28 protein-coding genes and 2 pseudogenes are annotated in these 25,371 nt (G+C 59.7%); 10 read left to right on the plus strand and 20 right to left on the minus strand.

Annotated features, from left to right (window positions below; genetic code table 11):
* Positions 1-369 precede the first annotated feature (369 nt).
* Positions 370-717, plus strand: a complete 348-nt coding sequence (locus tag AC0V8S_RS21305; protein ID WP_475433153.1) for a hypothetical protein — start codon at positions 370-372, stop codon at positions 715-717.
* A gap of 35 nt (positions 718-752) precedes the next feature.
* Here the strand turns inward: AC0V8S_RS21305 and AC0V8S_RS21310 are convergent, their stop codons facing one another.
* Entirely contained in the window at positions 753-1,151 is a 399-nt protein-coding gene (locus AC0V8S_RS21310; protein WP_475433155.1) for a hypothetical protein, read from the minus strand.
* 252 nt (positions 1,152-1,403) lie between these two features.
* Here AC0V8S_RS21310 and AC0V8S_RS21315 point away from each other — a divergent pair, with 252 nt between their 5' ends.
* A complete protein-coding gene (locus tag AC0V8S_RS21315; RefSeq protein WP_475433156.1) occupies positions 1,404-1,568 on the plus strand; it encodes a hypothetical protein in 165 nt (54 codons plus the stop codon).
* A gap of 295 nt (positions 1,569-1,863) precedes the next feature.
* Here AC0V8S_RS21315 and AC0V8S_RS21320 read toward each other — a convergent pair whose 3' ends face one another.
* Positions 1,864-2,145, minus strand: coding sequence for a hypothetical protein (locus tag AC0V8S_RS21320; protein ID WP_475433157.1), 282 nt, complete (start codon positions 2,143-2,145; stop codon positions 1,864-1,866).
* Positions 2,146-2,441: 296 nt separating this feature from the next.
* Complete coding sequence (locus tag AC0V8S_RS21325) at positions 2,442-2,741, minus strand: hypothetical protein (protein WP_475433159.1); 300 nt, start codon at positions 2,739-2,741, stop codon at positions 2,442-2,444.
* Positions 2,742-2,870: 129 nt separating this feature from the next.
* On the opposite strand from AC0V8S_RS21325, the gene AC0V8S_RS21330 reads away from it, so the two are divergent.
* Positions 2,871-3,443: a hypothetical protein gene (locus AC0V8S_RS21330; RefSeq protein WP_475433161.1), complete on the plus strand. Its 573-nt coding sequence runs from the start codon at positions 2,871-2,873 to the stop codon at positions 3,441-3,443.
* 25 nt (positions 3,444-3,468) lie between these two features.
* Entirely contained in the window at positions 3,469-4,257 is a 789-nt protein-coding gene (locus tag AC0V8S_RS21335; RefSeq protein ID WP_475433163.1) for a DUF4145 domain-containing protein, read from the plus strand.
* A gap of 303 nt (positions 4,258-4,560) precedes the next feature.
* On the opposite strand, the gene AC0V8S_RS21340 is transcribed toward AC0V8S_RS21335, so the two are convergent.
* From AC0V8S_RS21340 to AC0V8S_RS21405, 14 genes and pseudogenes are all read right to left on the minus strand, one after another.
* Positions 4,561-7,107: a hypothetical protein gene (locus AC0V8S_RS21340; protein WP_475433165.1), complete on the minus strand. Its 2,547-nt coding sequence runs from the start codon at positions 7,105-7,107 to the stop codon at positions 4,561-4,563.
* Positions 7,104-7,271: a hypothetical protein gene (locus AC0V8S_RS21345; RefSeq protein ID WP_475433166.1), complete on the minus strand. Its 168-nt coding sequence runs from the start codon at positions 7,269-7,271 to the stop codon at positions 7,104-7,106. The genes AC0V8S_RS21340 and AC0V8S_RS21345 overlap by 4 nt, the downstream gene beginning before the upstream one ends.
* A gap of 2 nt (positions 7,272-7,273) precedes the next feature.
* Complete coding sequence (locus AC0V8S_RS21350; RefSeq protein ID WP_475433168.1) at positions 7,274-7,636, minus strand: hypothetical protein; 363 nt, start codon at positions 7,634-7,636, stop codon at positions 7,274-7,276.
* Between the two features lie 50 nt (positions 7,637-7,686).
* Positions 7,687-7,944 carry a hypothetical protein gene (locus AC0V8S_RS21355; RefSeq protein ID WP_475433170.1) on the minus strand — a complete coding sequence of 86 codons (258 nt, stop codon included), beginning with the start codon at positions 7,942-7,944 and terminating at the stop codon, positions 7,687-7,689.
* Between the two features lies 1 nt (position 7,945).
* The gene (locus tag AC0V8S_RS21360) at positions 7,946-8,347 is read right to left on the minus strand and encodes a P27 family phage terminase small subunit (RefSeq protein ID WP_475433171.1); all 402 of its coding nucleotides are present in this window, start codon (positions 8,345-8,347) and stop codon (positions 7,946-7,948) included.
* A gap of 120 nt (positions 8,348-8,467) precedes the next feature.
* Complete coding sequence (locus tag AC0V8S_RS21365) at positions 8,468-8,896, minus strand: hypothetical protein (protein WP_475433173.1); 429 nt, start codon at positions 8,894-8,896, stop codon at positions 8,468-8,470.
* Positions 8,893-9,192 (minus strand): cold-shock protein, encoded by a 300-nt coding sequence (locus AC0V8S_RS21370; protein ID WP_475433175.1) that lies wholly within the window; start codon positions 9,190-9,192, stop codon positions 8,893-8,895. The genes AC0V8S_RS21365 and AC0V8S_RS21370 overlap by 4 nt, the downstream gene beginning before the upstream one ends.
* A gap of 10 nt (positions 9,193-9,202) precedes the next feature.
* Positions 9,203-9,829: an HK97 family phage prohead protease gene (locus AC0V8S_RS21375; RefSeq protein WP_475433177.1), complete on the minus strand. Its 627-nt coding sequence runs from the start codon at positions 9,827-9,829 to the stop codon at positions 9,203-9,205.
* Positions 9,830-9,834: 5 nt separating this feature from the next.
* Positions 9,835-10,915, minus strand: a pseudogene (locus tag AC0V8S_RS21380) (phage major capsid protein).
* Positions 10,916-10,960: 45 nt separating this feature from the next.
* A complete protein-coding gene (locus tag AC0V8S_RS21385; RefSeq protein ID WP_475433180.1) occupies positions 10,961-11,506 on the minus strand; it encodes a hypothetical protein in 546 nt (181 codons plus the stop codon).
* A 258-nt stretch (positions 11,507-11,764) separates the two neighbouring features.
* Entirely contained in the window at positions 11,765-12,703 is a 939-nt protein-coding gene (locus tag AC0V8S_RS21390; protein ID WP_475433182.1) for a hypothetical protein, read from the minus strand.
* Between the two features lie 384 nt (positions 12,704-13,087).
* Entirely contained in the window at positions 13,088-14,242 is a 1,155-nt protein-coding gene (locus AC0V8S_RS21395; protein WP_475433184.1) for a hypothetical protein, read from the minus strand.
* Positions 14,229-14,573 carry a hypothetical protein gene (locus AC0V8S_RS21400; protein ID WP_475433186.1) on the minus strand — a complete coding sequence of 115 codons (345 nt, stop codon included), beginning with the start codon at positions 14,571-14,573 and terminating at the stop codon, positions 14,229-14,231. Before AC0V8S_RS21400 ends, AC0V8S_RS21395 begins: the two co-directional genes overlap by 14 nt.
* Before the next feature lie 104 nt (positions 14,574-14,677).
* Positions 14,678-14,881 carry a helix-turn-helix transcriptional regulator gene (locus AC0V8S_RS21405; protein ID WP_475433189.1) on the minus strand — a complete coding sequence of 68 codons (204 nt, stop codon included), beginning with the start codon at positions 14,879-14,881 and terminating at the stop codon, positions 14,678-14,680.
* A 264-nt stretch (positions 14,882-15,145) separates the two neighbouring features.
* Here AC0V8S_RS21405 and AC0V8S_RS21410 point away from each other — a divergent pair, with 264 nt between their 5' ends.
* A complete protein-coding gene (locus tag AC0V8S_RS21410) occupies positions 15,146-16,267 on the plus strand; it encodes a tyrosine-type recombinase/integrase (protein ID WP_475433191.1) in 1,122 nt (373 codons plus the stop codon).
* Positions 16,268-16,760: 493 nt separating this feature from the next.
* Here AC0V8S_RS21410 and AC0V8S_RS21415 read toward each other — a convergent pair whose 3' ends face one another.
* Positions 16,761-17,219: a hypothetical protein gene (locus tag AC0V8S_RS21415; RefSeq protein WP_475433194.1), complete on the minus strand. Its 459-nt coding sequence runs from the start codon at positions 17,217-17,219 to the stop codon at positions 16,761-16,763.
* A gap of 211 nt (positions 17,220-17,430) precedes the next feature.
* Here AC0V8S_RS21415 and AC0V8S_RS21420 point away from each other — a divergent pair, with 211 nt between their 5' ends.
* The 5 genes and pseudogenes from AC0V8S_RS21420 (at position 17,431) to AC0V8S_RS21440 (ending at position 23,615) form a co-directional block, all read left to right on the plus strand.
* Entirely contained in the window at positions 17,431-18,492 is a 1,062-nt protein-coding gene (locus tag AC0V8S_RS21420) for a glycosyltransferase family 4 protein (RefSeq protein WP_475433197.1), read from the plus strand.
* 42 nt (positions 18,493-18,534) lie between these two features.
* A complete protein-coding gene (locus AC0V8S_RS21425) occupies positions 18,535-20,697 on the plus strand; it encodes an amylo-alpha-1,6-glucosidase (RefSeq protein WP_475438670.1) in 2,163 nt (720 codons plus the stop codon).
* A gap of 109 nt (positions 20,698-20,806) precedes the next feature.
* Positions 20,807-22,576, plus strand: coding sequence for an alpha,alpha-trehalose-phosphate synthase (UDP-forming) (locus AC0V8S_RS21430; protein ID WP_183459863.1), 1,770 nt, complete (start codon positions 20,807-20,809; stop codon positions 22,574-22,576).
* Positions 22,576-23,357: pseudogene (gene otsB / locus AC0V8S_RS21435) on the plus strand (trehalose-phosphatase). The gene AC0V8S_RS21430 and the pseudogene otsB overlap by 1 nt, the downstream one beginning before the upstream one ends.
* A 45-nt stretch (positions 23,358-23,402) precedes the next feature.
* On the plus strand, positions 23,403-23,615 hold the full coding sequence (locus AC0V8S_RS21440; protein WP_183459861.1) for a hypothetical protein: 213 nt from the start codon (positions 23,403-23,405) through the stop codon (positions 23,613-23,615).
* A gap of 7 nt (positions 23,616-23,622) precedes the next feature.
* Here AC0V8S_RS21440 and dprA read toward each other — a convergent pair whose 3' ends face one another.
* Both dprA and plsY read right to left on the minus strand, forming a co-directional pair.
* Entirely contained in the window at positions 23,623-24,756 is a 1,134-nt protein-coding gene (gene dprA / locus AC0V8S_RS21445; RefSeq protein WP_183459860.1) for a DNA-processing protein DprA, read from the minus strand.
* Positions 24,753-25,340: a glycerol-3-phosphate 1-O-acyltransferase PlsY gene (gene plsY, locus AC0V8S_RS21450; protein WP_183459857.1), complete on the minus strand. Its 588-nt coding sequence runs from the start codon at positions 25,338-25,340 to the stop codon at positions 24,753-24,755. Before plsY ends, dprA begins: the two co-directional genes overlap by 4 nt.
* Between the last annotated feature and the right edge of the window lie 31 nt (positions 25,341-25,371).

Here is a 25,371-nt window from a genome sequence, read left to right on the forward strand (position 1 = left end):
GCGTTTCCGGGCTTTTCGCGGATTTTCTTGGGATTGCCGGGGATTCGGTGGCGCATGGATGGCGCACAGGGCGGGGGAGGCCGGCGGATGCGGGACTCGATCAAACCTCGGAGGGGAACCTTCCCTAGCCCCGGCAGGTTCATGGTTGGTGACGGCGGAGCATTTGTTTGTCCCTCAACAGCGATGTCGGGTCTCGTAAACCCAAATTCGCCGTCACACCTCACATAGAAATACCCGCGCGAGGCCGATTCAAAATCGAGTCGCATGTACCAAATAGACACACTATATTCGGTTTGTCGCCCGCACCCTCACGGCAAGCAGGCGATTGGAAGAGTCCATCACGCTTTCGCCCAACAAGGGAGAAGCGATATGACCGGTAACCGCAAAACGGATACAATGCAGCTTTTAATGCTGGCCTCTGTGGTAGACGAATATTGCCTTCAGGCCGGGATAGCGGTTGGCGATCCGGCCAGGGAGCGCATAGGCCGTCATGTTATCGAGTTATTCAAAAGCGGCATGGAACAGCCAGATGAGTTGCTGCTAGGCTTAGACCATCACTATGACGAGTGGCTTGGTGAGGTTGGCCAACCGGCGTCTTCCTCAGAACACGCCGCGTCATTGGCCTCTGATGCTGGTCCTCCTAAGGAACCGCAGCATCCGTCAATTCCGCCGCCACGCCCCCTTCAACGAAAAACCCCGCCGAAGCGGGGTTTCTAGTTTTTCCGAAAGTGGCCGCTGGCGGCTAGCCTCGTCTAGTCCGCAGCGCGCATGTCGCCAGGACACATGCCGGTCTGATGCAGCAAGCACTCCTGACAAGGCTCGCTGCCCGGTGCGACGTCAACCAGGCTGTCACCCAATATCATCCTGTCGCGGTTCGGATCCACATCCATAAAAGATCGCAGGCCGTAGACTTCGCGGCCTTTGCTCGTTCGTACCCGCCCCATCACCAGCGACGGTAAGATTTGGTCTTTGTGTGAGATGCACTGGCCTAGTTTGAAGCGCCATGTATTAGACGCAATAGGACTGAGCGGTTCCAAGGTTTCTAAAGCGACACTCGATTCAACTTTCCCCAATTCCATGTTCATGATTTTTCCCCAAACCGTGCTGATTTGCACGGTGATGAGAATGAATCGATTCCAAGTAATCGTCAAGCACTACATTCGGACTAGGCGTTTACACAATCTTTGGTCAAGAAAAAGGCGTTTACGCAATTTCACGCCAAGGCGTTTTCGCCTTAAGCGTCAATATCAAATAGGCGAAAACGCCTTAAGGTATTGCGGCATATATGCCCATTCGCATACTCTACCTTTGGCAAAAAGGTAAACGGGCATATTGTTCTGCCTATGGACTCCACCGTTATTTTGTGGAATCCATACGTATCTGAGCGACACAGGGATACGTCCGTGAAACACGACCGCACCTTCGATGAACTCTCCAAGGCCTTAGCGCCCCGCGGCACGGCTTGGCGCGCCACAGTCGGCGCCATTGCCATCGATCTGACGGGCAAGCTCGCCACCGGCATGGCGATTGGAATTGGCATCGCCGTCGGGCGCGCGCTGGCGGGCTGAGCAACGGCTTGGACGGCCTGCCGCATGACGTAACGGAAGACTCAGCTATGTCTGGAGTGCGGCGGACCTAATGGGACCGTCTGGCCGGCGCCATTCGGGCAACCTCCACAGCGAGGGCAGCCGGCCGTTTTAAAGCCTAGCGCTTAGCACGCCTTCAAACACTTCCGAAAAATGAGCCCGTACCTCTAAAAGGACGGGCCCGATCTACGGGGACGCCGGTAAGGGGTGTGGCATATACCGGCTGGCTACGGAACGGCGCCGTGGTGCATTCGTTCCGCGCCACATGACGTTATTTTTAGCCGCCCATCTTCTTCGCCATCGCGCAGAAATTCGCATGCGATTTGTTAAGCGTGGTATCGCCGCAGTCTTTCAACACGGCCTTCTGTTCCTCGGGTTTCATCGCCTTCCATGCGGTCTTGAAATCCGCATCCGACCTCAAGGTTTTCATGCCGGCATCGGTGAAGAACGGCGACATCTTTGCCGGGTCGTCCAGCGCGGATGTGTTGCCAGCGGCGAGTGCTGAACCAGTCATCATTGCGAGCGCCATTGCGCCCATCGTGAGCATCTTGAAGTTCATCTGAGTATCCTCCTGTCAGGTCATTCAACAAAACGTGACCTACAGGGAGGAACGTCCATTTGCCCGAACCGGTTCCCGACTGCGTCCTTACGAATTGGTATAGCCGCACGGGAGTACGCGCTGTCGACCTTTTGTGGTCGGCTGGTCGATTATCGCATCTCCTGCGCAATTGAAGCCCGCGCCGCTTGCGGGCTAGCGCGGGCCGATCGGGAGCCGGTGAAGATCCCGATCTTCGGCAGTGATGGGTGAGCATCGCTTGCCGCAAGCAAAAATAGTTAGAGATTGCTAATGTTCCGTCAAGCCGGTTTGGTCCGCTCGAAAGTCGGCTTCCAGTCGCGATTCCGCTCCCGATTTTGGCCGTCATAGTCCGGGATGCAGGTGAAGAACACCGGGCGCCTATCGCGGCCCGCGGCCTTGCAGTGCGAGCAGACGAATAGCCCGACAAGATCCTCATGCATCGAGCCATGGCCAGGCCCAAGGCGGTCTATGAGCGCTTGTATGTCGAGTTTTGTCGATCTGCAGCACATCGGATGACTGCAGTTTACGTAGACGCTTTCGCGCGCAGCAAGGGTGTCGGCGAGGGTCTTGAGAGGCATGGCGAACTCCGTTTGAGGGGATCGCCGCAACGGGAGGATTATATTCCTGAATTCAGTGGCGCTGCAAGCGACCTTGCGCGTAGACTTGAAGATCGACATACCTCTCCGGAGCGGGGAGGCACATATATAATGCTCGATCTTGTGAAGGCATTTTTTCTTTCGAATATCGGGCAGTCGCTGTCGATCGCTGCGATCATCGCGATCGTGTCGCGGTTACTTACGGCCCGCGGTCGCCTCGCATGGTCGGTAACGCATCAGCACTTCTACCAAATGCCTAACCCCGGCGGCGCCGGAAACATACCGGTCCGGACCCAAGAAATATGGGTCCAGAATAGCGGCCGTGTCGCGATCGAACAGGTTGAAATCACTTTGAATTATCCGCCACAGCACTATGAGATATGGTCACCTCGAAAAATCACGGAAGACACTATAGCGAATAACCGTCTTGTACTCACGCTCCCCTCTCTGGCAGGAAGAGATTTTTTCAGGATATCACTGATTGACGCGCGGGGTATCGAACTGCCTAGCGTGCTCAGCGTGCGGTGGAAGAACGGGGAAGGTCGCCTTGTGCCAATGGCACCTTTGCGCGTTTTTCCAAAATACGTTGTGGCGGCGTTTGGTGTTGTGTTGTTGATCGGCGCAACTACAATCTTCTACTTCCTGCTGCAGGTCGGGCAGCGCATTTACTCTATGAGTCCATGATTTTTTGCCGAAGGGACCGATGCCAATGAGCGTTGCAATAGGGAAAGGCCCGTGGGAGTGCAGATTTTGCGGAAAGGCGCAAATCGCTACCGACGAAAATTTTCGACAGGATTACAACCATCTATGGATTGGAAACACGAAATTCGGAGCTATTGGCATTAACTACTATGCGGCAAGATGCTTAAATCCCTCATGCAACGAGGCAACTATAATTTCTACTTTAAGCACTTCTGCTCCTACCAAAAGCGGAAACTATGGTCCAAGCAAGATGCTTTACACTTGGACGCTGAGGCCAAATTCGTTTGCCAAACCGCAGCCTGAATTTATTCCAAATGCGTTGAGAGACGACTACTACGAGGCGTGTCTAATACGTGATTTGAGCCCGAAGGCATCGGCCACACTTGCTCGCAGATGCCTACAAGGCATGATCCGTGATTTCTGCGGAATCTCAAAGGCCCGACTGATCGACGAGATCAAAGAACTGAGAAAGCGAGTTGATGAAGATATCGCTCCCAAGGGTGTGCAGGCTGAAACAGTAGACGCGATTGATCATGTGCGAGGCGTCGGCAACATCGGTGCACACATGGAAAAGGACATAAATAATATTGTTGATGTCGATCCAGGCGAAGCACAAGCCTTGATCGAGCTGATCGAAATGCTTTTTGAAGAATGGTACATTGCCCGCGAAAAACGTAGAGAGCGGCTAAAAAAGATCGAAAACATTGCGGCCGACAAGGCCTCGCAAATCACGGATTTACGATCTCCGCCCACCGAGGAGGTAGTAGTGATCAAGCCGGTCTCCGAGGGCGATTGAACCCAGCCATTTCCTGCTTTGCCGGCCTTTAGGGCCGACCACGCCTTGGCGGCGGAGATGGCGTGCTTGCCCTTTTCACGCACCGCCGCCTCGATCTGAATATCGATCGAGGCGGAGTTTGACGTGATGTCGGCGGCGTTTAGTTATCGACCATAGACGGACCTCAAACCATCGCGTATGCCAGCCGCGGTAGCCGCGCGGATAGCGGCTTGGCTATCTTTTGTAGGCGGCGCATTGCCGTTCCAGTTGTGGGTCTGGTTGATGACGATTGGCCGATTGTCGTTGCTGCTGGACTTGGCCCCGTCACCCTGCATCGCCTTCATCTGGTTTGGCGTGAAGATGGCGACGGTCTCTTCCGGACTTCTTGAAGAACCTCACCTGCTGCGTGTCGCCGGGCGCAATCATGCCGCCTGTCGAGAATCCGGCCGCCTTGTTAGATGCCGCAAGCGCCTGTGCGTATGCCGCTGCATAGCCTGGGGATCTTGGGCTAATGCCGTTGAGCATGGCGTTGTAGGGATCGCCGCCATGCAGTGCTGTAGGCGCAGAAGGCCCGACCCTCGAATTGGATGGCGTGCCGACCGACTTCATGCCGCCGTAGACGAGGTTATAGGCGATCTGCTCAGGTGTCGCCGCAAGACCATTCGAATTGTATCCGACAAGGCCCATGCCGCCGATTGCCGAATAGTTAGACTTAGCGCTGGCAAGGACACTGCTATAGGCTGCAACCTGATCTGCGGTATGGCCAGCGGCGTTCTTCCCGTTAGAATCGTAGAGGCTGGAACCGACGCGCGTCATGGTGCCGGCAGAGCCCGACGAAGACCCGCCACTGCCGCCAATGGAGCCGCTAGTCTTCATGTCATCAAGAGCATTGAACGTCTTGCGAGTGTTCGCCTCGATGTTCATAAAGACGGTGTAGTAGCGAGTGCTATCCGAAGTCGGATCGCGGCCTGTGAAGCCGGACTGCGCCATGGCTAAGGATTGGCTATTAGGCACCACGGAGCCGGCACTTGATGGCACAACAAGCTCAGGACCGTGCTCGCCCACCCAATAGGGTGTGTGCGCACTGACAGGGCCGCCTGCGGCGCGTGTGCCGCCGAAGCGTGTGACTGTGACGCCAGTTGTGCCGGAGCCGCTGGGCACCTGATAGGACTGCTGCGTGAAGCTTGGATTGCCATCGCCGCCATATCTGGTGACCCCTACAGGGCCGCCTGGCACATCGTAAATCGACTTCGTACCTGTGCCCACCTGCTGCGTCACGACTGTTATGGTGACGGTCTTGTCCTTGAGGGCTTGAACCGCGGCACCAAGCTGCTTGGCGCCGGCCGTGTCGGCGTCCAACTGCATGCGCGTGTGGACTAGGCTGTCGATGAACTTGTTGACGGCATCGACCCCGAATCCGTCTTGGATGAGCGTCTGGCGCACCATATCGAGGCCCGCGTAGACGTTCTGAACGCTCGTTCCGCCGCGGTTGAGCGCGTCAAACAGTTTCGTCACGGTCGACGTCGCGTTGGTGATGTCGGCGCTGGCGTCCTTGATTTTGGAGGTGTCATCGAAGAAAGCAGCCATATTCTCTTTGCCGCCGGCCGTGGCGATGGCCTGCTTCAGAAGATCGACCTGCGTGGTGGTGTTCCGATATTGCTGCTCCAGACTTAGCATGCCTTGGAGTTGGTTCTGCCTGGCGTGCTGGACGGCCTGGTCGATCTGTTCGAATTGACCAACGGTCGACTGCAGCGACTTGCTCACGCCGAATCCGCTGGAGGCGCCAGCGCTGGCATCTCCGAACAGCTTGGCGATCGTGGCGTCTGCAGTGCCTGCCTTCGCCGAGACGTCCTTGAAGCCGGCAGAAACCTCCGCAAGGGTTTGGGTGGCCTTCTGCCCGTCCGGACCAATGCGCTTTATGCCCTGGTCTTTATCGAGGATGTCCTGGAGCTTCTTCACTTCGTTGACCGCGGCCTGGAGGCCATCAGCAAAGTGGTGCGCATCCGGCGTAAGTGACGGATCGAGGCGCAGATCGCCGACAGATGCCACCAGCTTGTCGACATTGACGTTTCCGGCATCGATCGTATCTGCGATCTTGCCAAATGCCTCCGATCCAGCCGAGCCCACAACGTCAGACGCCCTGGCCAGATCGCGCAGATCCACCTTAAGATGGTCTAGCGAAGCCGCCAGAGACCGTTGATCGTTCTCTATCTGCGTCTTTGCATCGGCAGCGATGACGGAGCCTGGAAGCTTTGCGGCCTCGTCCGCGTATTTCTTCAGGGCCTCGGTAAGATGCGGGTAGGTGTTTGCCACCTCATCGAGCAGCTTCTTATGGCCCTCAAGAATCTCATCAACTGACAAAATCTTCTCGCGGGTAGCAGCCATGTAGACGGCAACTGCTGCTACAGCAGCTACGCCTGCCGTGGAGAGCATGCCGGGGATTGTGGTCAGCCACGTGCCAAACGCCGCGCGCACTCCTGCGCTCGCCGCAATTAGCCCCTGTGGCCCGCTCATGGCGTAGGATAGATGGTTGGCCTGCTGGGTCATCACCATCATGGGCGACTGACCCATGGCTATGCTTTCGGCTGCAGAGCGCGCAGCGTGGCCTAGCGATGCCCATTGAGTGGCGCCCATAGTCGCCGCTCGCGCGCCTTCCTCGACGGCGACAGCGGTACCGAGGTGCTTAGTGCGGGCGAGATCCATGACCCGGTTGATTTCAACCTGGTCGACGCCGAGTTTCTTGGCTGCGGCATCAGCGGTGAGCAGAGCGCGTTCCATGCGCTGGGTGGCTGCAAAGACTGGATCGACGCTGGCCTTAAAGCGGTCCCAAGCCTTGGCTGTGGACGAGATCGAGCCCGCGGCGCCAGTCATAACCGTAGTCTGTTTGCAACAGCCTCGGTTGCGGCGTTGGCGCTATCCATCGCCTTGTCGTAGGCGGCCTGCGCGGACTTCATCGCCTTTACGTAGGCGGCAGAGCCGGCTTCGGCACCGCGAGCATCGATAGTGAGTTCTGTTACGACGACTTCATCGGCCATGGCTAGTGAGCCTGCGCATCTGCAGGGTTAAACATCGTCGCGGCAGACCATTCCACCTGATAAGTCGGCAAGGTGATCGGGTCCAAGTCAGGAACTGCGGCCATCCGCGCTAGCAGATGGCGCGCTTGGCTCTTCCTGCCGCTTTGAAAAAGTGCGCTGGCGGTTCGAACGTCAGTCTGCAGGATGCGCACCAGCTCTTCGAACGAAGCGACAGCAGCAGCGGCGGCATTCATACCCTCGAGCGCATTGCCAAAGGCGCGTCGGAGGCTTTCGAGTTCGTCGGCAAGCGCGAGCGCATGGGCGGCAATCGCAGCCTTCTTCATAGATTTGTGCGCCGTAGCGAGCATTTCGCGTGCGGTGTTCATGGAATTATTCCTGTGATTTGATGGCTGTTGCGGCCAGTAAGTGGCGGGGGTCATTCCCCCACTGCGGCGAGCGCTTCGGCAATGATGGCGGATGCGTCTTCCCAAGGCTTGACGTTGAGCGCCGCGTGGACTTCGACGGTAAGCGCGATCAGCTCATCGTGCCGGCCGTCTGCGTAGAACGCCTGCCCGCCGCCGCGTATCGCGGCCAGGTGTTCGCCTTGCAACTCGACCAGGCGGTCGACTACGGGAAGCAGGTCCGCAGTGATACGCGCGAGGCGCAGCTTCCGTTTTCGGCGTTTGATTGGCATGTCAACCTCGATTGCTTCGCAGCGATGGCGGCCTAGCGCCTTCACCTGGACCTTCTGAAAGGTCTAATTCCCTGACTAATCGCGCGAATCTGATCATCGAATCCCGCTCGATCGAGACTTCCGGTCGTGCCCGCGGCACGCCTTTCTCGTCGGTGAATGTCAAGCCGAGCGTGGCAAGGGCTGCCCGTGCTTGCTGCGCCCGGTCCCAGCTTTCGCAGGCGTTCTGCAGTAGCCGTAGGTGGTGCGATTCCAACTCGAAGTCGGCTACCACCTCGGCCCACCATCGGCGGGTCGCTTTGGTCAAATGCTTCGGCGCCGACGGACCTTTCCGCGCGGCCCTAGCAGGCGTGGAAATGGGAACAACAGCAAGTTCTGCGGCGGATTTTGGTCCTCTAGAACCCATTGTCAGGCCTCTTCGCGCGCGTGTGTTGAACCGGGGATACGAAACTCAAAGGTAAGCCCCGAAGCGGTCTAAGGGGTAAGCCTCGATTTACAGTCGAGACCCCTATACCCTGGGTTGCAATCACGCCGCCTCGAGGTAGCCGACGAGATCCCACACATCCTGCGTCTCAGTCGCGACGACCAAGGCCGTCGCGTAGCGCTTGGCGATCTTCAGGGTCTCAGGTGTGTTGATGGTGACGCCATCGCCGGCAACAAACGTGACTTGGCCGGTACCGCCCTGAAGCACTGTGCGCTCTGTCCCAGGCGGGAATGGCACAGACGAATAGGGTGGCACGACGATCGACACAGCGCTTGCGCTTGTGGTTCGCACCCAGCGCTCTCTCGGTGACAGCGTGAACGTCGTGCCGGCGAAGAACTCGACTGCCTCTGGCATGTCGATGACGGCACCGGACTCGGCCCGAATGATGCCGCCGGCTTTCACGATGATGGATCCGCCGCTTTCGACGATCAATCGATCGCCATTGCCGTCGAAGTGTACCTTCTCTGTCATTGCATCACCTCGACTGCGACTGCGCGCTGCTTGCCGGTGCGCTGGTCTAGTTGGCTATCGTATGAGACGCGCTGGCCAACGCGCAGCCCGTCCCTAGTGCTAGTGATATGAACAAACAAATCTGGACCGTGATCGTCAGGGGTGATGAAGCCAAAGGCTGCGTTGTCGACCCACGTGACGACGGTGCCGATCTCTCGGTCTTGGTTAGGCATCTGGTATTCCTTGTTGAAAGGCCGGCAATCGGGGGCCGACGTATCCCCGATCGCCGGTTTGGACCTGCCCGTCTGGCTGCCCAATCTTGGTTCGTTATCGGCTCAACGCCGCCAAGCGGCGGCGGGCAGCATCGAGGCGCGGTGTCGCCGTGCCTATCTCAAGGGCGCGCATGTGAGACGTCGGGATCAAGCCCTTAGAGCGCGCATCTGACAGCGCGTTCGGATTTGCTGGAACTGGGGTCACAGAGAATTCCAAAAGCTGCTGCTTCAAGAAATCGACACCACCTTTTCGGCTCTGATCGGTCGTGAACTTCCATTCGATTGGAATGAAGCCCACAGATCCAGCGCGGAGGTAGCCGCCCTTTACGAGGCGAAAGATCGTGTCGGCGAATGCGTAGGTCTCCGCGTCAGCGAACTCGACTTCGCCGATCAGCTTCCCGCCTACCACTTGCAGGCCTGACAGTTTGCCGATCGGCGGCTCGTCGCTTTTATGCCCGAACAGCACGACCGGGTTGCGTCTGATTTCATCGAGCTGCCAACCATTGGGATTGATCGTGTCAGACATGCGGTCGACGCTTCCGTCGGACAGGACATAGCGAACCTTGCGGTTGCCTGCGGATGCCTCTGGCATGGCGCGTGCGGTTGCCCGCACGCCCTGTCCAGCCGTTGAGCCAGCCGTGGCCAACTCTGCAAATTTGGCAGATGGAACGAACATCGTCATTGGCGCTAGTTCCCGATCAGCGCGACGAGAGGCCCCGCAGTCGCGGAATCGCCTAGCCCATGGCAATTGATGTCGTAGCGCTCGATTCCTCGGACGCCGATTTGATCTAGGTCGAAATAGCGATTTTGGCTCACCGCCACAGAGACGCCCTTGCGCGAGCCGAAGGAAACAGCGGCACGCATGTCGCCAAGAACGATCATGACACGATTGCTAAGATCACCAGAGCCGGGCAACTTCGGGCTCAGGACGATCGGGAAGCCCATGAACGAGAGCATCGGCCGCAACCCATTTGCGGTCATGATCCAGCCGCCGACCGTGGCACCGATCCTGGCAAAGCACTTTGCGGCGCCATACCCAGAGACGTAGAACTTCGCACTGGTCCAGTACCGTTCGGGCAGCGCCGCCATCAGAGCGGCAATGTCGGTTGCATCAATTTCCTCGAACGTATCATGGGCGGAGGTCGCAACGACCGCACCGGCAAGCTGGCTTGCGCCACCAAGACCAGCAACGAACTTGGGGCAGATGCCGGAAATGCCCGCGTAGGTCGACGTCCCGTCGCCGTTGAATCCAGCGTCATCCTCCATATCCGCGAAGATAGCGCTGAGTTCCTCCACGAAGAACGCGCCGAGATCCGCGGCGGAATCCTCCCACATTTCGCTTGAGAGGCGGGTAAGCGCCGCGGGCTTCTTCGCCACGTGCTCGATGTTGCCCCAAGCGTTATCAGAACTCCGGGGCGACATTTTCGCCGATGTAGTACCCGGCCAGCGCACCCGTGCGCTTCGGCACTGACAGTGAGCTTGAACCCATTAGACGGATGCGCGCTTCCTGCCTGAAAACCGCAAGGCTATTTCGGTATTCGATGATCTCGGATTCGATCTCTTCCGGCACAGTGAAGCCACCGGATCCACCGACCAGTTCGCCCTGAGCCGCCTTTTCGATGCCGATGCCACGATCACCACACCAGGCAGCGGCCTTTTCATTCTGAAGCAGTGCCGCCGCGACCCACTGGCCTGCACGTTCTGCTAATTGCGGCGACTTGCCGTCGAAAGCGCGGCGTGCGCCGACTTGGAATACTTCATGTCGCATCGTTGATCTCCGAACGGGTAACAAAGCCGGCTTTACAGGCCGCTTCTAAAAGACGTAATCGGCGGCGCCGACGATCGGTGGGCCGAACAAAACGCCGCTCTGCGCATCGCAGATCAGAGCGGGATTACTTTTTGAGATGCGCTGGATCGCTTCTCGGTAATTGGCGGCTGCCGCATTTGCTCGCCGTAGCTCGAGCAGGGAGTCGACACGGCGCCTCACGATCGCTCGCCAGATAGTCTCGCTGGTCCGAACAGCCTCCGCTGCGGCTGCGATCCTGGCTTGGTTCTCGCTGTGTGTGAGGGCTTCAATTGCCAGGGCAAGTGCCTGGCGCTCTGTGATAATGGCGTGGAGTCTCTCGCCGGCTGAGGGCTCACGTTCGGCTGGCAGCGCCGAGCCGCTGAGCAGCGAGGCTGCCCAGTCACGGGCGCCTGGCCCTACAACCCTTTCTTCAGGTCGAACGCCAGTCTGTTCCAAGGCGATTTGTGCAGATAGAAGCTCGCGATCTCGAGCTTTGAAGCCGGCAGCCTTGCTCTGGATTGCTTCGAACTCCAGCGCGGCGGTAGTAGTCTTGGGTGGTTTCGCGGTGGCCATCTAATGGTCCTTTTTCAGAAGGCGAAAAGCGGTACCGCCAGCCTTCAAACCCGCAGGTTAAAGGCTGGCGGTCGATCAACAGCCGCCCCGACGGGAGAGGCTGGATTTGGGAAAGGGCGCACCCGTGGTGCGAATTGACCGCGCCCTGCGGTACTTCCACGAAAAAGCGCGTTAAGCACCGAACGATGACGAGGCGACCGGTGCTAAAGGTTATATGTCTTCATGAATGACACCCCCGCGTGGCGCAAAAAGGCACAACTAAGCGGCAGCCTTGCAAATATTAACATCGTCGTTGTCGGCCACTCGAGCGGGCGCCGGAAACTTGGACTTGGCTTCCGCTACGGCTTGATTGACATGCCGCTGTGCACCGCGGTCTGCATAGTCGCGGCTGTACCCGTGAGAGGTGCCGATCTCGTACTTGTGAAAACCGGCAAGGATCATCTCGAGAACGCCTGCAGCCGCTTCGGAGAGCATCGCTGGCTCACATGCCGGAGCGACTAGCGCGTGCGCACTGGTAGGCCTGCGAAGATTGGCCACCGGCTCATCGGCACCACGCGTTCCTGACGTATCGTAAAACGGCTGGCGGGTGACGCCGTAACGATCGACGTATGACGCCATGAGCCCTCCTGCAGGGGGGCGTCTGGCTTTGCGATGAAAGTTAAATTGCATGCCACCGAGCCCAATCGCTCCCTCGCTCAAAACACGGACATCTGTCGAGTGGCGGTATGTCTGTTCCCAACCCTGCGCACTGCGCTTGTGCACTACCCTGACTCGGAACAAGTCAGAGAACATTTCCTCAATGGATGGCCGGATTTTGTGCACCCGCTCCTGGTGAAACTCGTAAGGCTCCTCCGGTTCGTCCTCGCCGTTGAACAGCGCGCTGACGTCGCCATGCACGTCACCCGACACCGACTGCTGCCCGAAGGCCCAAACCGCGTAGGCGCCTTCCGGATCCACCTTTGCGATGGAATGAAGGACAGGCAGATTGCCACGCCAGCGAGGGTCGGCATTGTCGTTAGCGGCTGGCCGCTCTAGTCGGGCGCGGTGGGTGTCGATGGCCCATGCCGCCTGCGCAGTCACTAAGGCTGCCCTGGCCCCGCGTGCGGCCCGCTCTTCGCGTGTCGACGTAACTGGCTTGCCGGTAAGCTTGCTCTTGGCTAGCCGCGGTTTGGTAATGAACGTGAGGTTGTTGTTCATGTTGGGTGGTCATCCCATTCGAGAGCCGGCTTGGCCGGTAGAGCCGAACCGCAATGCGCGGGACGGTAGAAAATGGTCCTTGGAACTATCTGCGGTCCGTTTGGTTTTCCCGTCCAAGGAGACCCGTCATGCTCAGATGGTTTGTTAGACTCGGCGCACTGTTCCTTGCTTACCGGCTGGGCGAGGAGGTCGGTCGAGCGCAGGCTCGAGTTGATTTGCGTCCGCAGCCTCCGTTGGATTATGAGCGCAGTCCCTCAGACCGAAACGAAGACGAGTTTGGCGAGTTGTAAGCCGCGTCGTTATCGTTCGCCGGTTTTAGGTCTGGTCTGATCTTCCACAGTGCCTCCCACGAAATCCGGCGCTTGGTGACTGTCTCGACTATCGTCATGCTGCCTCCTCGTCGTCGTCAAACTGTGCAGCCCAATCCTTCGCCATCTCATGTGCCGTTTTCACGGATTCGGGCACAACTGAGTATCGAGGAACAAACTTGATGGGCGGCCTCGCGTCGCGATGCGCGGGTTTCCAATCATAGTCAATGTTGGGGCCATCAAACACTCTCAGTGGAGCGGCGGCGGGCGTCTCGATGTTGTCGTGAGCGTCGCCTTCGGTTTCATGCGGCAAGCACTTAACGAAACCGCCATTGTGATAGTGGAGCAAGAGACGCGCGCGGCGCCCCACTAATTCCTCAGCGGTTTCTACGTCGCTTAAGCCCACAGCATCGAGCAGGCTGCCTAGGACCTTCTGGCCATCTGCCTGCTCGCCCTCATCGTCGCTGTTGGTAATAATGAATATGTCTGACTGAACGCCACAGTCTGTGGTGTAGTTGAAAGTCAGACACTTTGCGTTGTCGTCTTCGAGATCTTGTGGGTCGACACTGGTGATCGTTACCCATCGCTCGACATCCTGATAGACTGTGAAGTCTGGTTTGCCATCTTTCTTAAGTGGTCTGATGCCCGACGTGGCGTAGCCAAACGGCGGTGCATCAGCACCACCTACGTAGGTACCCGTAGGTACCCCGTAGGTTTGGGGTGCGGATTTCTGCGTAGCTACACCAGTTAGGTACGCGAATTTCCGCGTAACAATATCCCTTAGTGGCGCGGATTTCCGCGTAGGTAGAGTTTCATTCGTAGCTACGCGATTTTCCGCGTTGCTAGCGGGATTTTTCTTTTTGCGCTTTTTACGTGCAGTCGCACGGGATTCAATCTCAGATTTAATTTCAGCGGCTACCTCACGCACCCATTCAAAATTGAATGTGTAGGTGTTGCCGCGGGTGCCCGTGCCTTGGTCTACAATCTCTGCAAGGTGCATGTCCTGAAGTCGGCGCAAGGATTCCTGCACGCTGCGAACGGGGCGTCCGGTTTCGCGCGCCAAGTGTCCGGCGCTCGACGGGAAGGTGACGCCATCCTTCTTTTTGAACCGGTCAATCAACTCCAATAGCACGGTCAGGTCTGTGCCGTTCAGTGGCGGTTCGGCGCCCTTGGAGGCGTACAGGGCAAGCTGGAACTGGTCGAGAGATCCGACGTCTTTAGTGGGTGCCATTGACGCGCGCCTCCTTAGCGGCACGCCACTCGTCACCAATCTCGAGGCACGGCTCGAATATCGGCCGCCCATCATCGGTGCGGTCGATCTCGCGGATTACGCCGGCCTCGAGCAGACGCCGGATAGCGGCGCACATTGTGCGTCGCGTCGACTTGAAATCCCGCGCCAGGCGGTTGGTGGATAGGACGCAGTGACCCTTCCGCGCCCATTCATCTACGACAATGAAGGGGATACGGAAATCATGTCTGCCGGTGCGTAGGAGGTTTGTTGAGGCTGCGGTGTAGTCGATCATTCGCTGAATCGTAGATTCAGGCAGGTCTTCAATTTGCATCTCGATTCCTTGGCGGAAGAGAGTTCTTAGTCACTGAGTGAAGGCTGTAGTCGGGCGGTGGCCGCGGTTGGATTCCGTGGGAGGTTTTTAGTCGGGGCAGGGGGTTAGGCGGCCCTCGTTTCCTGTTCCTTCAGCCATGCGGCCAGCGATGAGCGGCGCGCCGATACGGTACCGCCGAGTTTAAACGTCGGCAGGATATCATCGTAGATGAGGCGGTATGTCTGACGCCTGGTGATCCCAAGCGCCGCTGCGATTGCACTGGCGCCCATGAGAAGGTCGCCAGATTGATTGTCGTTCGAATGGTCCATGAGTTCCCCTGTTCCGGCACCACGAGGTGCGGAAATTGCGCACGCCAAAGCGCGCTACCAAACGTATATGTTGAGGGGTTAGGGCCGCCGTTGGGTTTGGCGGGAAAAGCGAGTCGCCGCTACAAGCGCGGACTTGACCAACAATTAGGCGTTTTCACATTTTTTGTCAAGGTTTTTCGACAGTTGCCGGGTTCTGACAACGCTGCCTGTTGTTAGCCAGCGTGCGCCATGCTATTTTATGCGCCATGAAATCAGGAGGTCAAGTTGGCAACTGTCACTAAGCGCACGTGGACGACCGGCAAGGGAGAGAAACGAGAAGCTTGGGTGCTCGCCTACACAGACAAGAAAGGCGAACGGCACAAGGAGCAGTTTGCGAAGAAGCGCGAAGCGGATGCCGAGCGCGTGAAGGTCGAAGGTCAAATAAGTAAAGGCACCTTCCGTGCTGAGGCGGCCAGCAAGACCGTCAAAGACGCGATCGACGCCTACGTGAAGCACCTCGAAAAGCGACACGGTAAAGGCGAGCAGGTTACGACCATGTATTTGCGCAACACGAAAGGCCAGTTGGTCACCCATGCGCAGCCCGAACTAGGAGACACGAAACTCGCCGAATTGACGGCGCGTGCGGTCAACGATCTGGTCGAAAAGTTGCGTGACGCGGAAGTTGGCTTAGTCACGGTGCGGCGTGTCATTGGCAGCCTGTCGCGCGCGTTACAGCACGCGGTAAGCCAGGATTGGGTCGCGACAAATGCGGCTAAGGGAGTCAGGGTAATCGGGAAGCGAGGGCAGGGGAGCGAAAAGGTTGTCCCTCCGTCTAAGAAGGCGCTTGCCGACATTCTAGAGAAGGGCGATGCCGATATGAAACGGAGGATCCAATTCGCCGCGGCGACTGGCCTTCGAGCTTCTGAGCAGTGGGCTGTTCGGTGGCGGCACATCGACCTGAAGGCGCGAACGGTTAAGGTCGAAGAACGCGTTGACGCTTTCGGAGAGTTTGACACCACCAAATCGGAGTCGGGGCAGCGCATCGTTCCACTAGGAAAAACGATTGTTTCGACGTTGCGAAGCTGGAAGGCCGAGACCGCACACGGTGGCGTCGATGATTTTGTCTTTCCAGACACGGAGGGAGGCTTTACGCGCCACACCAATTTTCTGCGTCGCCAGTGGAAACCGCTGATTGAGGCTGCCAAGGTCAAAGACATCGGGTGGCATGCGCTGCGGCACTTTGCTGTTTCGACATGGATAGAGGCAGGACTGCAGCCGAAGGCAGTGCAAACGCTTGCCGGGCACGCCTCATATGCAATCACAATGGACCGATACGGACATCTGTTCCCTAGCGATGATCATGCCGCGGCCATGGACAAAATAGCCAAGGCGCTGTTCTCAAAGTGACGAGGATTGACGACGCTTTACCGACTTTGTTGGCGCATGAATGGCGCATACTGCCATAGAACCGCGCAGATGGTACGTTTGTTACGGTCTTTTAATCAGTAGGTCATGGGTTCGAATCCCATCGCGCTCACCAATTTTCGAGTTGAAATCACGCAATATCGTTCGAGACCGAAACTGGCGGCCCTAGGTCGAGCATGTCGGGTCAACAAAATGGTTTTTGACGACGTCGTCTCGAGTGGGGAAGCGTCTCCGGGAGAGGCAATTCAGAAGCGAGACGGGCGGGAGCCTTTGAGCCAAGACTTCCGCGATCACACCATAGGCTAAGGCAATCACGCGGTGCACAATGCAAATACAGCGGTCGATTCCTTTAGGGATGTAGCCACTTCAAAAGCCCGCCGCGGGTCGCTCCCGTGGCGGGCTTTTCCTATGAGCGAACCGTTACCCAATGGCGAAAAGCTGAAGGTTCGTGAACCTTTGCCACGCGCAGCGGCCGTTAGTCCCCCCTCGACAGATGCACGTCCAGAACGGCGGCCTTCTTCGCGATCAGGCCTTCCAGATCCGCGTCAGACCGCTTGGTGCCGGTCCGTTGGCGCAGCAGCGAGATCACCGCGCTCATTGATAGCGGAGTGGTTTGGGAAAGCGGGGCGGTCTGAGTGCCCAGAATGGCATCCACCGCGCCGGCAACATCCGGGGTCTCCGTTGGTGCTCGCATGGGAGGTTCCTTTGTGCTCAGGTCGGCCTCGGTGCCCTCGGTCGGTGCCCTGACGCCGCGATCGAAGACGACCGCCAAACCGTTCTTGACGGCGAGCGCTGCGACCATATCGTCGAGCTTGCGGTCAGGGAGGGCAGGGTCGGCGGGTTTCAGCATCTTGCGGATCACCCTGGCGGCCTGATCCGTCGACACAAAGTCATAACGCCGTTTTCTGGCCTCGACATATTGTTCGATGATCATGCTCAGGCGTCGGGCTGCGATATGCCTCGGTTCCTGCACCTAAGCCCCCATCAGCAGAGTGCAAATTTCGGCAAGCCAAAAGGACATAGGGCGGCCAGGTCGGACATCAAACGCTCTTCGACCATTCGGCGTATCTGGCAATCAGGCCGGAACGATACTGCGCCTGAAGCATTTCGCTCCTATCACCAGCTCATTGAGGGAAGGCCGGGCCATGAAGATCGCCCATGTCGCGCCACTGTACGAATCCGTGCCGCCAAGGCTCTATGGCGGCACCGAGCGCATCATTTCCTACCTGACCGAAGCCCTCGTCGACCTCGGCCACGACGTAACGCTGTTTGCCAGCGGTGACACCAAGACCTCCGCCAAACTCGTGCCATGCCGCGAGCGGGCGCTGCGTCTCGATCCGCGTCCGCTGAAATCCGAGATCGCGGCGCATCTTTCGATGCTCGACGAGGCGAGGAAACGGGCCGACGATTTCGACGTCATTCACTTCCATCTCAGCCATTTCCTGCATTTTCCGTTCTTCCGCGACATGCCGCAGCGCACGGTGACGACGCCGCATGGCCGGTTGGATTACGCGGATCTCGCACAAGCCTATGACCGGTTCCCGCGCTTCCCGATGATTTCCATATCCCGCAGCCAGCGGGCACGGTTTGCCTCCGCGAACTGGCTGGCGACAATCCATCACGGGCTGCCCGTCAATCTCTACGAGCCCGATTTCGAGGCCGGCTCGGATGGCACCTATCTGGCCTTTCTCGGCAGGATGTCGCGAGACAAGCGACCGGACCGGGCGATCGAGATCGCCCGCCGCACCGGCTTGAAACTCAAGCTCGCGGCCAAGATCGGTGAGGACGATCGCGCCTATTTCGAGGAAGTCGTCCAACCGCTGATCGATGGCGAACAGATCGAATATGTCGGCGAGATCAATGAGCAGCAGAAGACGGCGTTTCTCGGGAACGCAGCCGCCCTGCTTTTCCCGATCGATTGGCCGGAGCCGTTCGGCCTTGCCGTGATCGAGGCGATGGCGTGCGGGACGCCTGTGATGGCCTGGAGTTGCGGCGCCATGCCGGAGATCGTCGATCACGGCGTGACCGGTTTCGTCGTCGAGACCATAGAGGATGCCGTTGCCTCCATGCCGGCTCTCCTGCAACTCGACAGACGGCGTGTCAGGGCGGTGTTCGAGCGGCGCTTTTCAGCCCGCAGGATGGGGCAGGATTACGCCGCCGCTTATGCAGAGCTGGTCGACGCCGGCGGTCACGTCAAGGCCTCATAACGGAAGTGCCTTTCAGAATGAACAGGGACAGGCCTATTGACCATCAGCCCACTTGACGAGCGCACGCTCGATCCGGCGATCGCACTGGCGTCTCTCGATGAGACGGCGCCGCGGGAACCGCACAGGCTCTTCGCCCTCAAGCATGGCGACTGCTTTGTCGTCGCCGACGCCTATGGCGATATACGCGGCGTCGGGGACGGGTTCTTTCGCGACGACACGCGCGTGCTTTCCGAATTCCGCCTGACCGTCGGTGGGCGGTCGACATCGTTGCTGGGTGCGTCGCTCAGCCAGGACAATGTGCTGTTCACCACCAACCTGACCAATCTGCCGATTGAGAGCGCCGCTGGCCGCCAGATACCGCAAGGCGCTATTCATATCGAGCGCGTCAGGTTGCTGTGGGAGGAAAGGCTTTATGAGCGCATAACGCTGTCCAACTACAGCCGGGAGCATTCGACGATCCTGCTGTCGCTGCGTTTTGCCGCCGATTTTCGCGACATGTTCGAGGTCCGCGGCTCGACCCGCTCGAAGCGTGGAACGGCCCATACGGCTGTGATTGCCCAGAGCGCGGTTGTGCTTCGCTACGAAGGCCTGGACAAGGTGGTGCGCACATCCGCGATTTCATTTTCGCAGACGCCCGATCACCTGACCTCTGAGCGGGCGGATTTCGTCATCGCCGTCACCAAGCGCAGCAGTCAGACGCTGTACGTGGAAGTCGGCAACGAGACCGACGATCGCCCCGAAAGCCAGCGGTTTCGTGCTGCTGCCGCCCGTGCTCGTTTCGGCATGCGCGCCAAGCGACGGCATGGTGCGACGCTGCACAGTTCTGGCCGCGTTTTCAACGACTGGATGGCGCGGGCGCGCGCCGATGTCGCGCTGCTCACGACCGAACTGCCGACCGGGCCCTATCCCTATGCCGGCATTCCCTGGTTCTCCACCGCCTTCGGCCGGGACGGGGTGATTTCAGCCTTGCAGATGCTCTGGCTCAATCCTGGTCTGGCGCGGGGCGTGCTGGCGTTTCTCGCCCAGCACCAGGCGACCGAGACCTCGCCTTTCAGCGATTCCGAACCCGGCAAGATCATGCACGAGACCCGCAAGGGCGAGATGGTGGCACTCAGCGAGTTGCCGTTCGGCCGCTACTACGGCGGTGTCGACACGACGCCGCTCTATATCCATCTTGCCTGCGCCTATGCGGACCGCACGGGGGACATAGCCTTTATCGATACGCTGTGGCCATCGCTGTGCGCCGCGGCCGAGTGGATCGAAACGGCGAGCCGTTCGACGGGGTTCCTCACCTACCAGCGCGCTGCGGAATCCGGCCTTGCCAACCAGGGCTGGAAGGACAGTTTCGATTCCGTCTTTCACGCTGATGGCCGCATTCCGAAGGGGCCGATCGCCCTGGTCGAGGTGCAGGGCTATGTCTTCGCGGCGTTCCAGGGCCTGGCGAAACTGGCGCGGCTGCGCGGCGAAACGGAGCGGTCGGAGAGCTGGGAAATACGCGCCGACGCCATTCGCCAAAAAGTCGAGCGCCATTTCTGGATCGAAGACCTCGGCTATTATGCGCTGGCACTGGACGGCGAAGGCCAACCCTGCAAGGTGCGCACATCCAATGCCGGTCACCTGCTTTATGTCGGCCTTCCCAGTCCGGACCGGGCGCGCATGGTCGCCGACCAACTGCTGTCGGCTTCGTTCCATTCCGGCTGGGGACTGCGGACGCTGGCGGACGACGCGGTCTTCTTCAATCCGATGTCCTATCACAACGGGTCCATCTGGCCGCACGACACCGCGATCTGCGCCACCGGACTGGCGCGATACGGCAACCGCGACAGCGTGGTGCGGCTGATGAGTGGAACCTTCGAATCCGCCGTTCATTTCAACATGCGGCTGCCCGAACTGTTTTGCGGCTTCACGCGCGCGGCCGGCGAAGCACCGATTGCCTATCCGGTGGCTTGCCTGCCGCAAGCCTGGTCCGCCGGCTCGGCCTTCATGCTCATGCAATCGTGCCTCGGCCTTCAGATCGATGGCTGGACAGGCGAGATCCATGTGACCCGGCCGCGCCTGCCTATCGGCATCGATAGCCTCGTCATTCGCCATCTTTCGGTAGGGCAGGCGTCGGTGGACCTGACATTCCAGCGCGTCGGGGACCGTGTCGGCGCCTTCCTTGCCGAACCGCATGAGGGGTTGGTGCCACTCGTGGTCAGGAGCTGAAAAATCGGAACCATCCCGCACCACAGGCGTTGGACCACCAGACTATGGGTGCCGGAACTCCCAGTCAACGAAGACGCTGCGGTATCCCATTGAAAGGTAATCGGTTTCAATGTCCGACGACAGTTCGTATCTGGTTGTTCCTTCATTCGCATTATGGCTCTTCACCCTTGCAGCTGTCGGCGTCCTGGTCATCGCGCTGGTGACGATGGTGGTGCGGGCGCGCAGGGGCGCGCGGATTGCCGCCGTGGGGGCCAGCCCCGCTCACAGCTCACTGCCGGAATTCGAGAAGAACGGTCAGTCGGCCGTTGCCGCGCTGGTGCAATGGTCACCCGAAACGCTGCGTCACATCCTGGCAACCGAATTGCCCGATGCCCAGGTGATCGTCGTTTCAAATCGTGAGCCGTACATCCACAACCGCGAGGGCGACGACATCCAGCTGGTCGTACCCGCCAGCGGGCTCGTCTCCGCCCTGGAGCCGATCACGCGCGCCTGTGCGGGCACGTGGATCGCCTATGGCGGCGGTTCGGCCGACGCGCTGGTGGTCGACAAGAACGACCGGATCGAGGTGCCGCCTGACAATCCTTCCTACACGCTGCGCCGCGTCTGGCTGAGCGAGGAGGAGCAGCAAGGTTATTATCTCGGCTTTGCCAATGAGGGCCTGTGGCCGCTTTGCCATATCGCCTTCACCCGGCCGATATTCCGCGCCTCGGATTGGGAAGCCTATGAGGCGGTCAATCGCAAATTCGCCGACACCGTTGTCGCGGAAGCACGTAACGAGCGGCCGATCGTGCTGGTCCAGGATTACCATTTCGCGCTGTTGCCGCGGATGATCCGCGAGCGCCTGCCGGAGGCGATCATCATCACCTTCTGGCACATTCCATGGCCGAATTCGGAAGTGTTCAGCATCTGCCCGTGGCGCGAGAAGATTCTCGAGGGCCTGCTCGGCAGTTCGATCGTCGGCTTCCACACCCAGTTCCATTGCAACAACTTCATCGACAGCGTCGACCGTTTCCTGGAAAGCAGGATCGAGCGCGAGGATTCGGCCATTTCCTATGGCGGCGAGATCAGCCTGGTGCACGCCTATCCGATTTCAATCGAGTGGTCGCCGCCGCACCTGGACAAACTGCCAGATGTCGCGCAATGCCGTCGGCAGGTTCGCGAGAAATTCGGCCTGGCCGAACATGTCAAGCTGTGCGTGGGCGTTGAGCGTCTCGACTACACCAAGGGCATCCTCGATCGCTTCAACGCACTCGATGAACTGCTGACGCTTCACCCGGAATGGATCGGCAAGGTGGCGCTCTTGCAGATCGCGGCGCCCAGCCGCGGCACTCTGCCTGCCTATCAACAATTGTACGAGGAGTGCCTGCTCCATGCCGAGGATCTCAACCAGCGCTATGGCCGCGAAGGCTACACCCCCGTCCTGATGGTGACGGAACATCACTCGCAGCTGCAGGTCTACGAAATCTACCGTGCCGCCGACGTCTGCATGGTCACCAGCCTGCATGACGGCATGAACCTGGTTGCCAAGGAGTTTGTCGCGGCGCGCGAGGATGAACAGGGTGTGCTGCTGCTCAGCATGTTCGCCGGAGCCTCGAAGGAGCTGCTGGAAGCCCTGATCGTCAATCCCTATGACGCGGCAATGATGGGCGACGCCTTGCTGCAGGCCTTGACCATGTCCGAGGAGGAGCAACGCCAGCGCATGCGACGCATGCGCGAGATCGTGCGCGAAAACAATGTCTACAGGTGGGCGGGCAGCATGCTTCTCGATGCCGCGCGCTTGCGCAAGCGTGACGCGGTCGATCGTGCCGTGGGTGCTTCTCCAGCGGCCCCTGCCAACGTTATATCGCTGCTCGATCGCAGACGCGTGGCGGCGCTGTGATGTCGATATTGCCAAACCCGCCGGAACCCGTTGTCCCGCAAGGGCCATGGAGCCTGTTCCTCGATATCGATGGCACGCTTCTCGAACATGCCGCGCATCCCGATGCGGTGGTCGTCAGTGAGGAGTTGCGCATGCTGTTGACACGGCTTGAATCGCAATTGGACGGAGCGCTTGCGTTCATCACCGGACGGTCGATCGCCGCCGTCGACCATCTCTTCCAACCTCTCAGATTGCGCGCCGCCGGGCTTTATGGCCTCGAGCACAGGCTGGCGCGCGATGGTGCGGTCGAAGCCGCCGTCGAACCGGCTGACATTGCCGCACTTGCCGACGAAATCGCGACGGAACTGGACAATGCGGATGTCTATATCGAACGCAAGGGACCGATCCTGGCCATTCATACACGCGCGGCGCCGCATTTGTTGCAGCGCGCGACGGAGTTGGTCGAACAGGCACTGGACAGGTTGCCCGCAGGCTATCGGGTCTTGGCGGGCAACGCCGGCGTGGAACTGATGCCGCTGGAGGCGGCGAAGGGAGCAGCGATCCGACGCTTCATGCAAATTCCGGCTTTCAGGGACGGCGCCCGGTGTTCCTCGGTGACGATACGTCAGACGAGAACGGGTTCGAGGTCGTCAACGAATTGGACGGCATCTCGGTTCGCATAAAGCCATACGGATCGACAGCGGCACCTTTTGCGCTGGCCGGCGTGGATGCGGCCTTGGCCTGGCTGGACGGGATGAGTAGACGCGAGACCGCGGCCACGCTGGCCGCAATGGCCAAATGAACCGGATTGCACCCAAGCCATTCACGCGCATGGAAGGAGTTTGCAATGATCCAACTGACCAGCCTCATCCGGGAAATCATGCCCGCCTGGCTTCGGCGACGCTCCGAGCCGCATAGCGGTGATGCCAAGACGGCAGTTGAGCCGTTGCGTCCCGAGGACGCCGATGCAGTCTGGCGCAAGGCTGTCGAGAAGGATTTGTTTGGAGCCAACACACCGGACTACGCCGAGATCGGGGAGAAGGACCCCAAACGCCATTGAGCTGCGGTTAGCTTTCCCCGAAAACCAGCGAGACATTGCCGCCGGCATGGCGTTCGAGCCGGCCGGCAAGGTCGAGTTCCAAAAGCACCATGAAGACCTGGGCCGGATGCAGGCCGGTGTGGCGGATGATCTCGTCGACCGGCACTGGCGTCGGACCGAGCGCTTCGATCACCTTGGCACGGTCGCTCTCGCCGGGTGGCGGCGTGGCCGAGAAATCCGGCGGGTCGTCGAATGGCGGCACGTCAGGCGCCCGCATGCCGGTCAGCGGCGCGATCGCTCTTGAAATATCAGAGGCTTCGGTGACCAGCGTCGCGCCGTCCTTGAGCAGGCCGTTGGTGCCGGCCGCGCGTGGGTCCAGCGGCGAGCCAGGAACGGCAAAGACCAGCCGGCCCATTTCGCCGGCAAGCCTGGCGCTGATCAGCGAGCCCGAGCGCTGCGCTGCCTCGACCACCACCAGCCCAAGGGCAGCACCTGCGACAAGGCGGTTGCGCCGCGGAAAATCCTGGGCGCGCGGCTGCCAGCCGAACGGCATTTCCGAGATGACAGCGCCACGCTCGGCGATTTCCGCGCACAGGCCGGCATTTTCAGGCGGGTAGGGCAGATCAAGCCCTCCGGCCAACACCCCGATCGTGCCGGTCGCCAGGCTGCCTTGATGCGCCGCCGTGTCGATACCGCGCGCCAGGCCGGAGACGATGCCATAACCGTCGCCGCCAAGATCGGCCGCCAGCATGCGTGCCATCTTGATACCGGCCAGGGATGCGTTGCGGGCGCCGACGATGGCAACGCCCGGCAGCCGGAAGACAGAGGCATTGCCTTTCACCGCGAGCAGTGGCGGCGGATTATCCATGCTTCTCAGCAAAGGCGGATAGTCCGGTTCCCCGATGCCGACAAAACGCGCGCCAGCCCGGCGGGCTGCCTCGAGTTCGGCCTCGGCTTCGGCGATGGAGGGAATGCGAGCGATCCGGCTGGCGCCACCGGAAATCATCAGTTCCGGCAGGATTTCCAACGCCACCTCGGCGGACCCGAAGCGGTTGATCAGGTCGCGAAAGGAAGCGGGGCCGACATTCTGGGTGCGGATCAGCCGCAGCCAGCTCAGCCGCTGCCGGTCGCTGAGGCGCGGCCCGGCGGCCGGCTCGCTCATCCCTTGGCTCCGATCTTGCCCTCGGTGCCGGCAAGCAGCCGCGAAATGTTCGCCCTATGCTTCATGAAGACGATGATGCTCATCACCACGAACAGGACGGGTATTTGCGGTGTGCTCATAAAATACAGAGCAATCGGCACGACGACGGCTGCCGTCAGCGCTGCCAGCGAGGAGAAGCGGAACAGGAAAGCCATCACCAGCCAGACGACGGCGAAAATCAGCGCCACCTGCCAGGCAAGGCCGATCAGCACGCCGAGATAGGTGGCGACGCCCTTGCCGCCCTTGAAACCCAGCCAGACCGGGAAGAGATGACCGAGAAAGGCGCCAAGACCGGCCCAGACGGCTGTTTCTGGTGCGAAATGGCCAGCAATCAGAACGGCGGCGGTTCCCTTCAGCGCGTCGAGCAGCAGCGTCGCGGCGGCCAGGCCCTTGTTGCCGGTTCGCAGCACATTGGTGGCGCCGATGTTGCCCGAGCCGATCTTGCGCACGTCACCAAGGCCGGCGGCCCGCGTCAGCAGCAGCCCGAAGGGAATCGAGCCTAAGAGGTAGCCGAACACAAGTGCTGGGATGATGCCGTAATTCATTGTTTCCCCCCGTATTTTCTTATGTCACCGG

Source organism: Mesorhizobium oxytropidicola, from assembly GCF_056174625.1.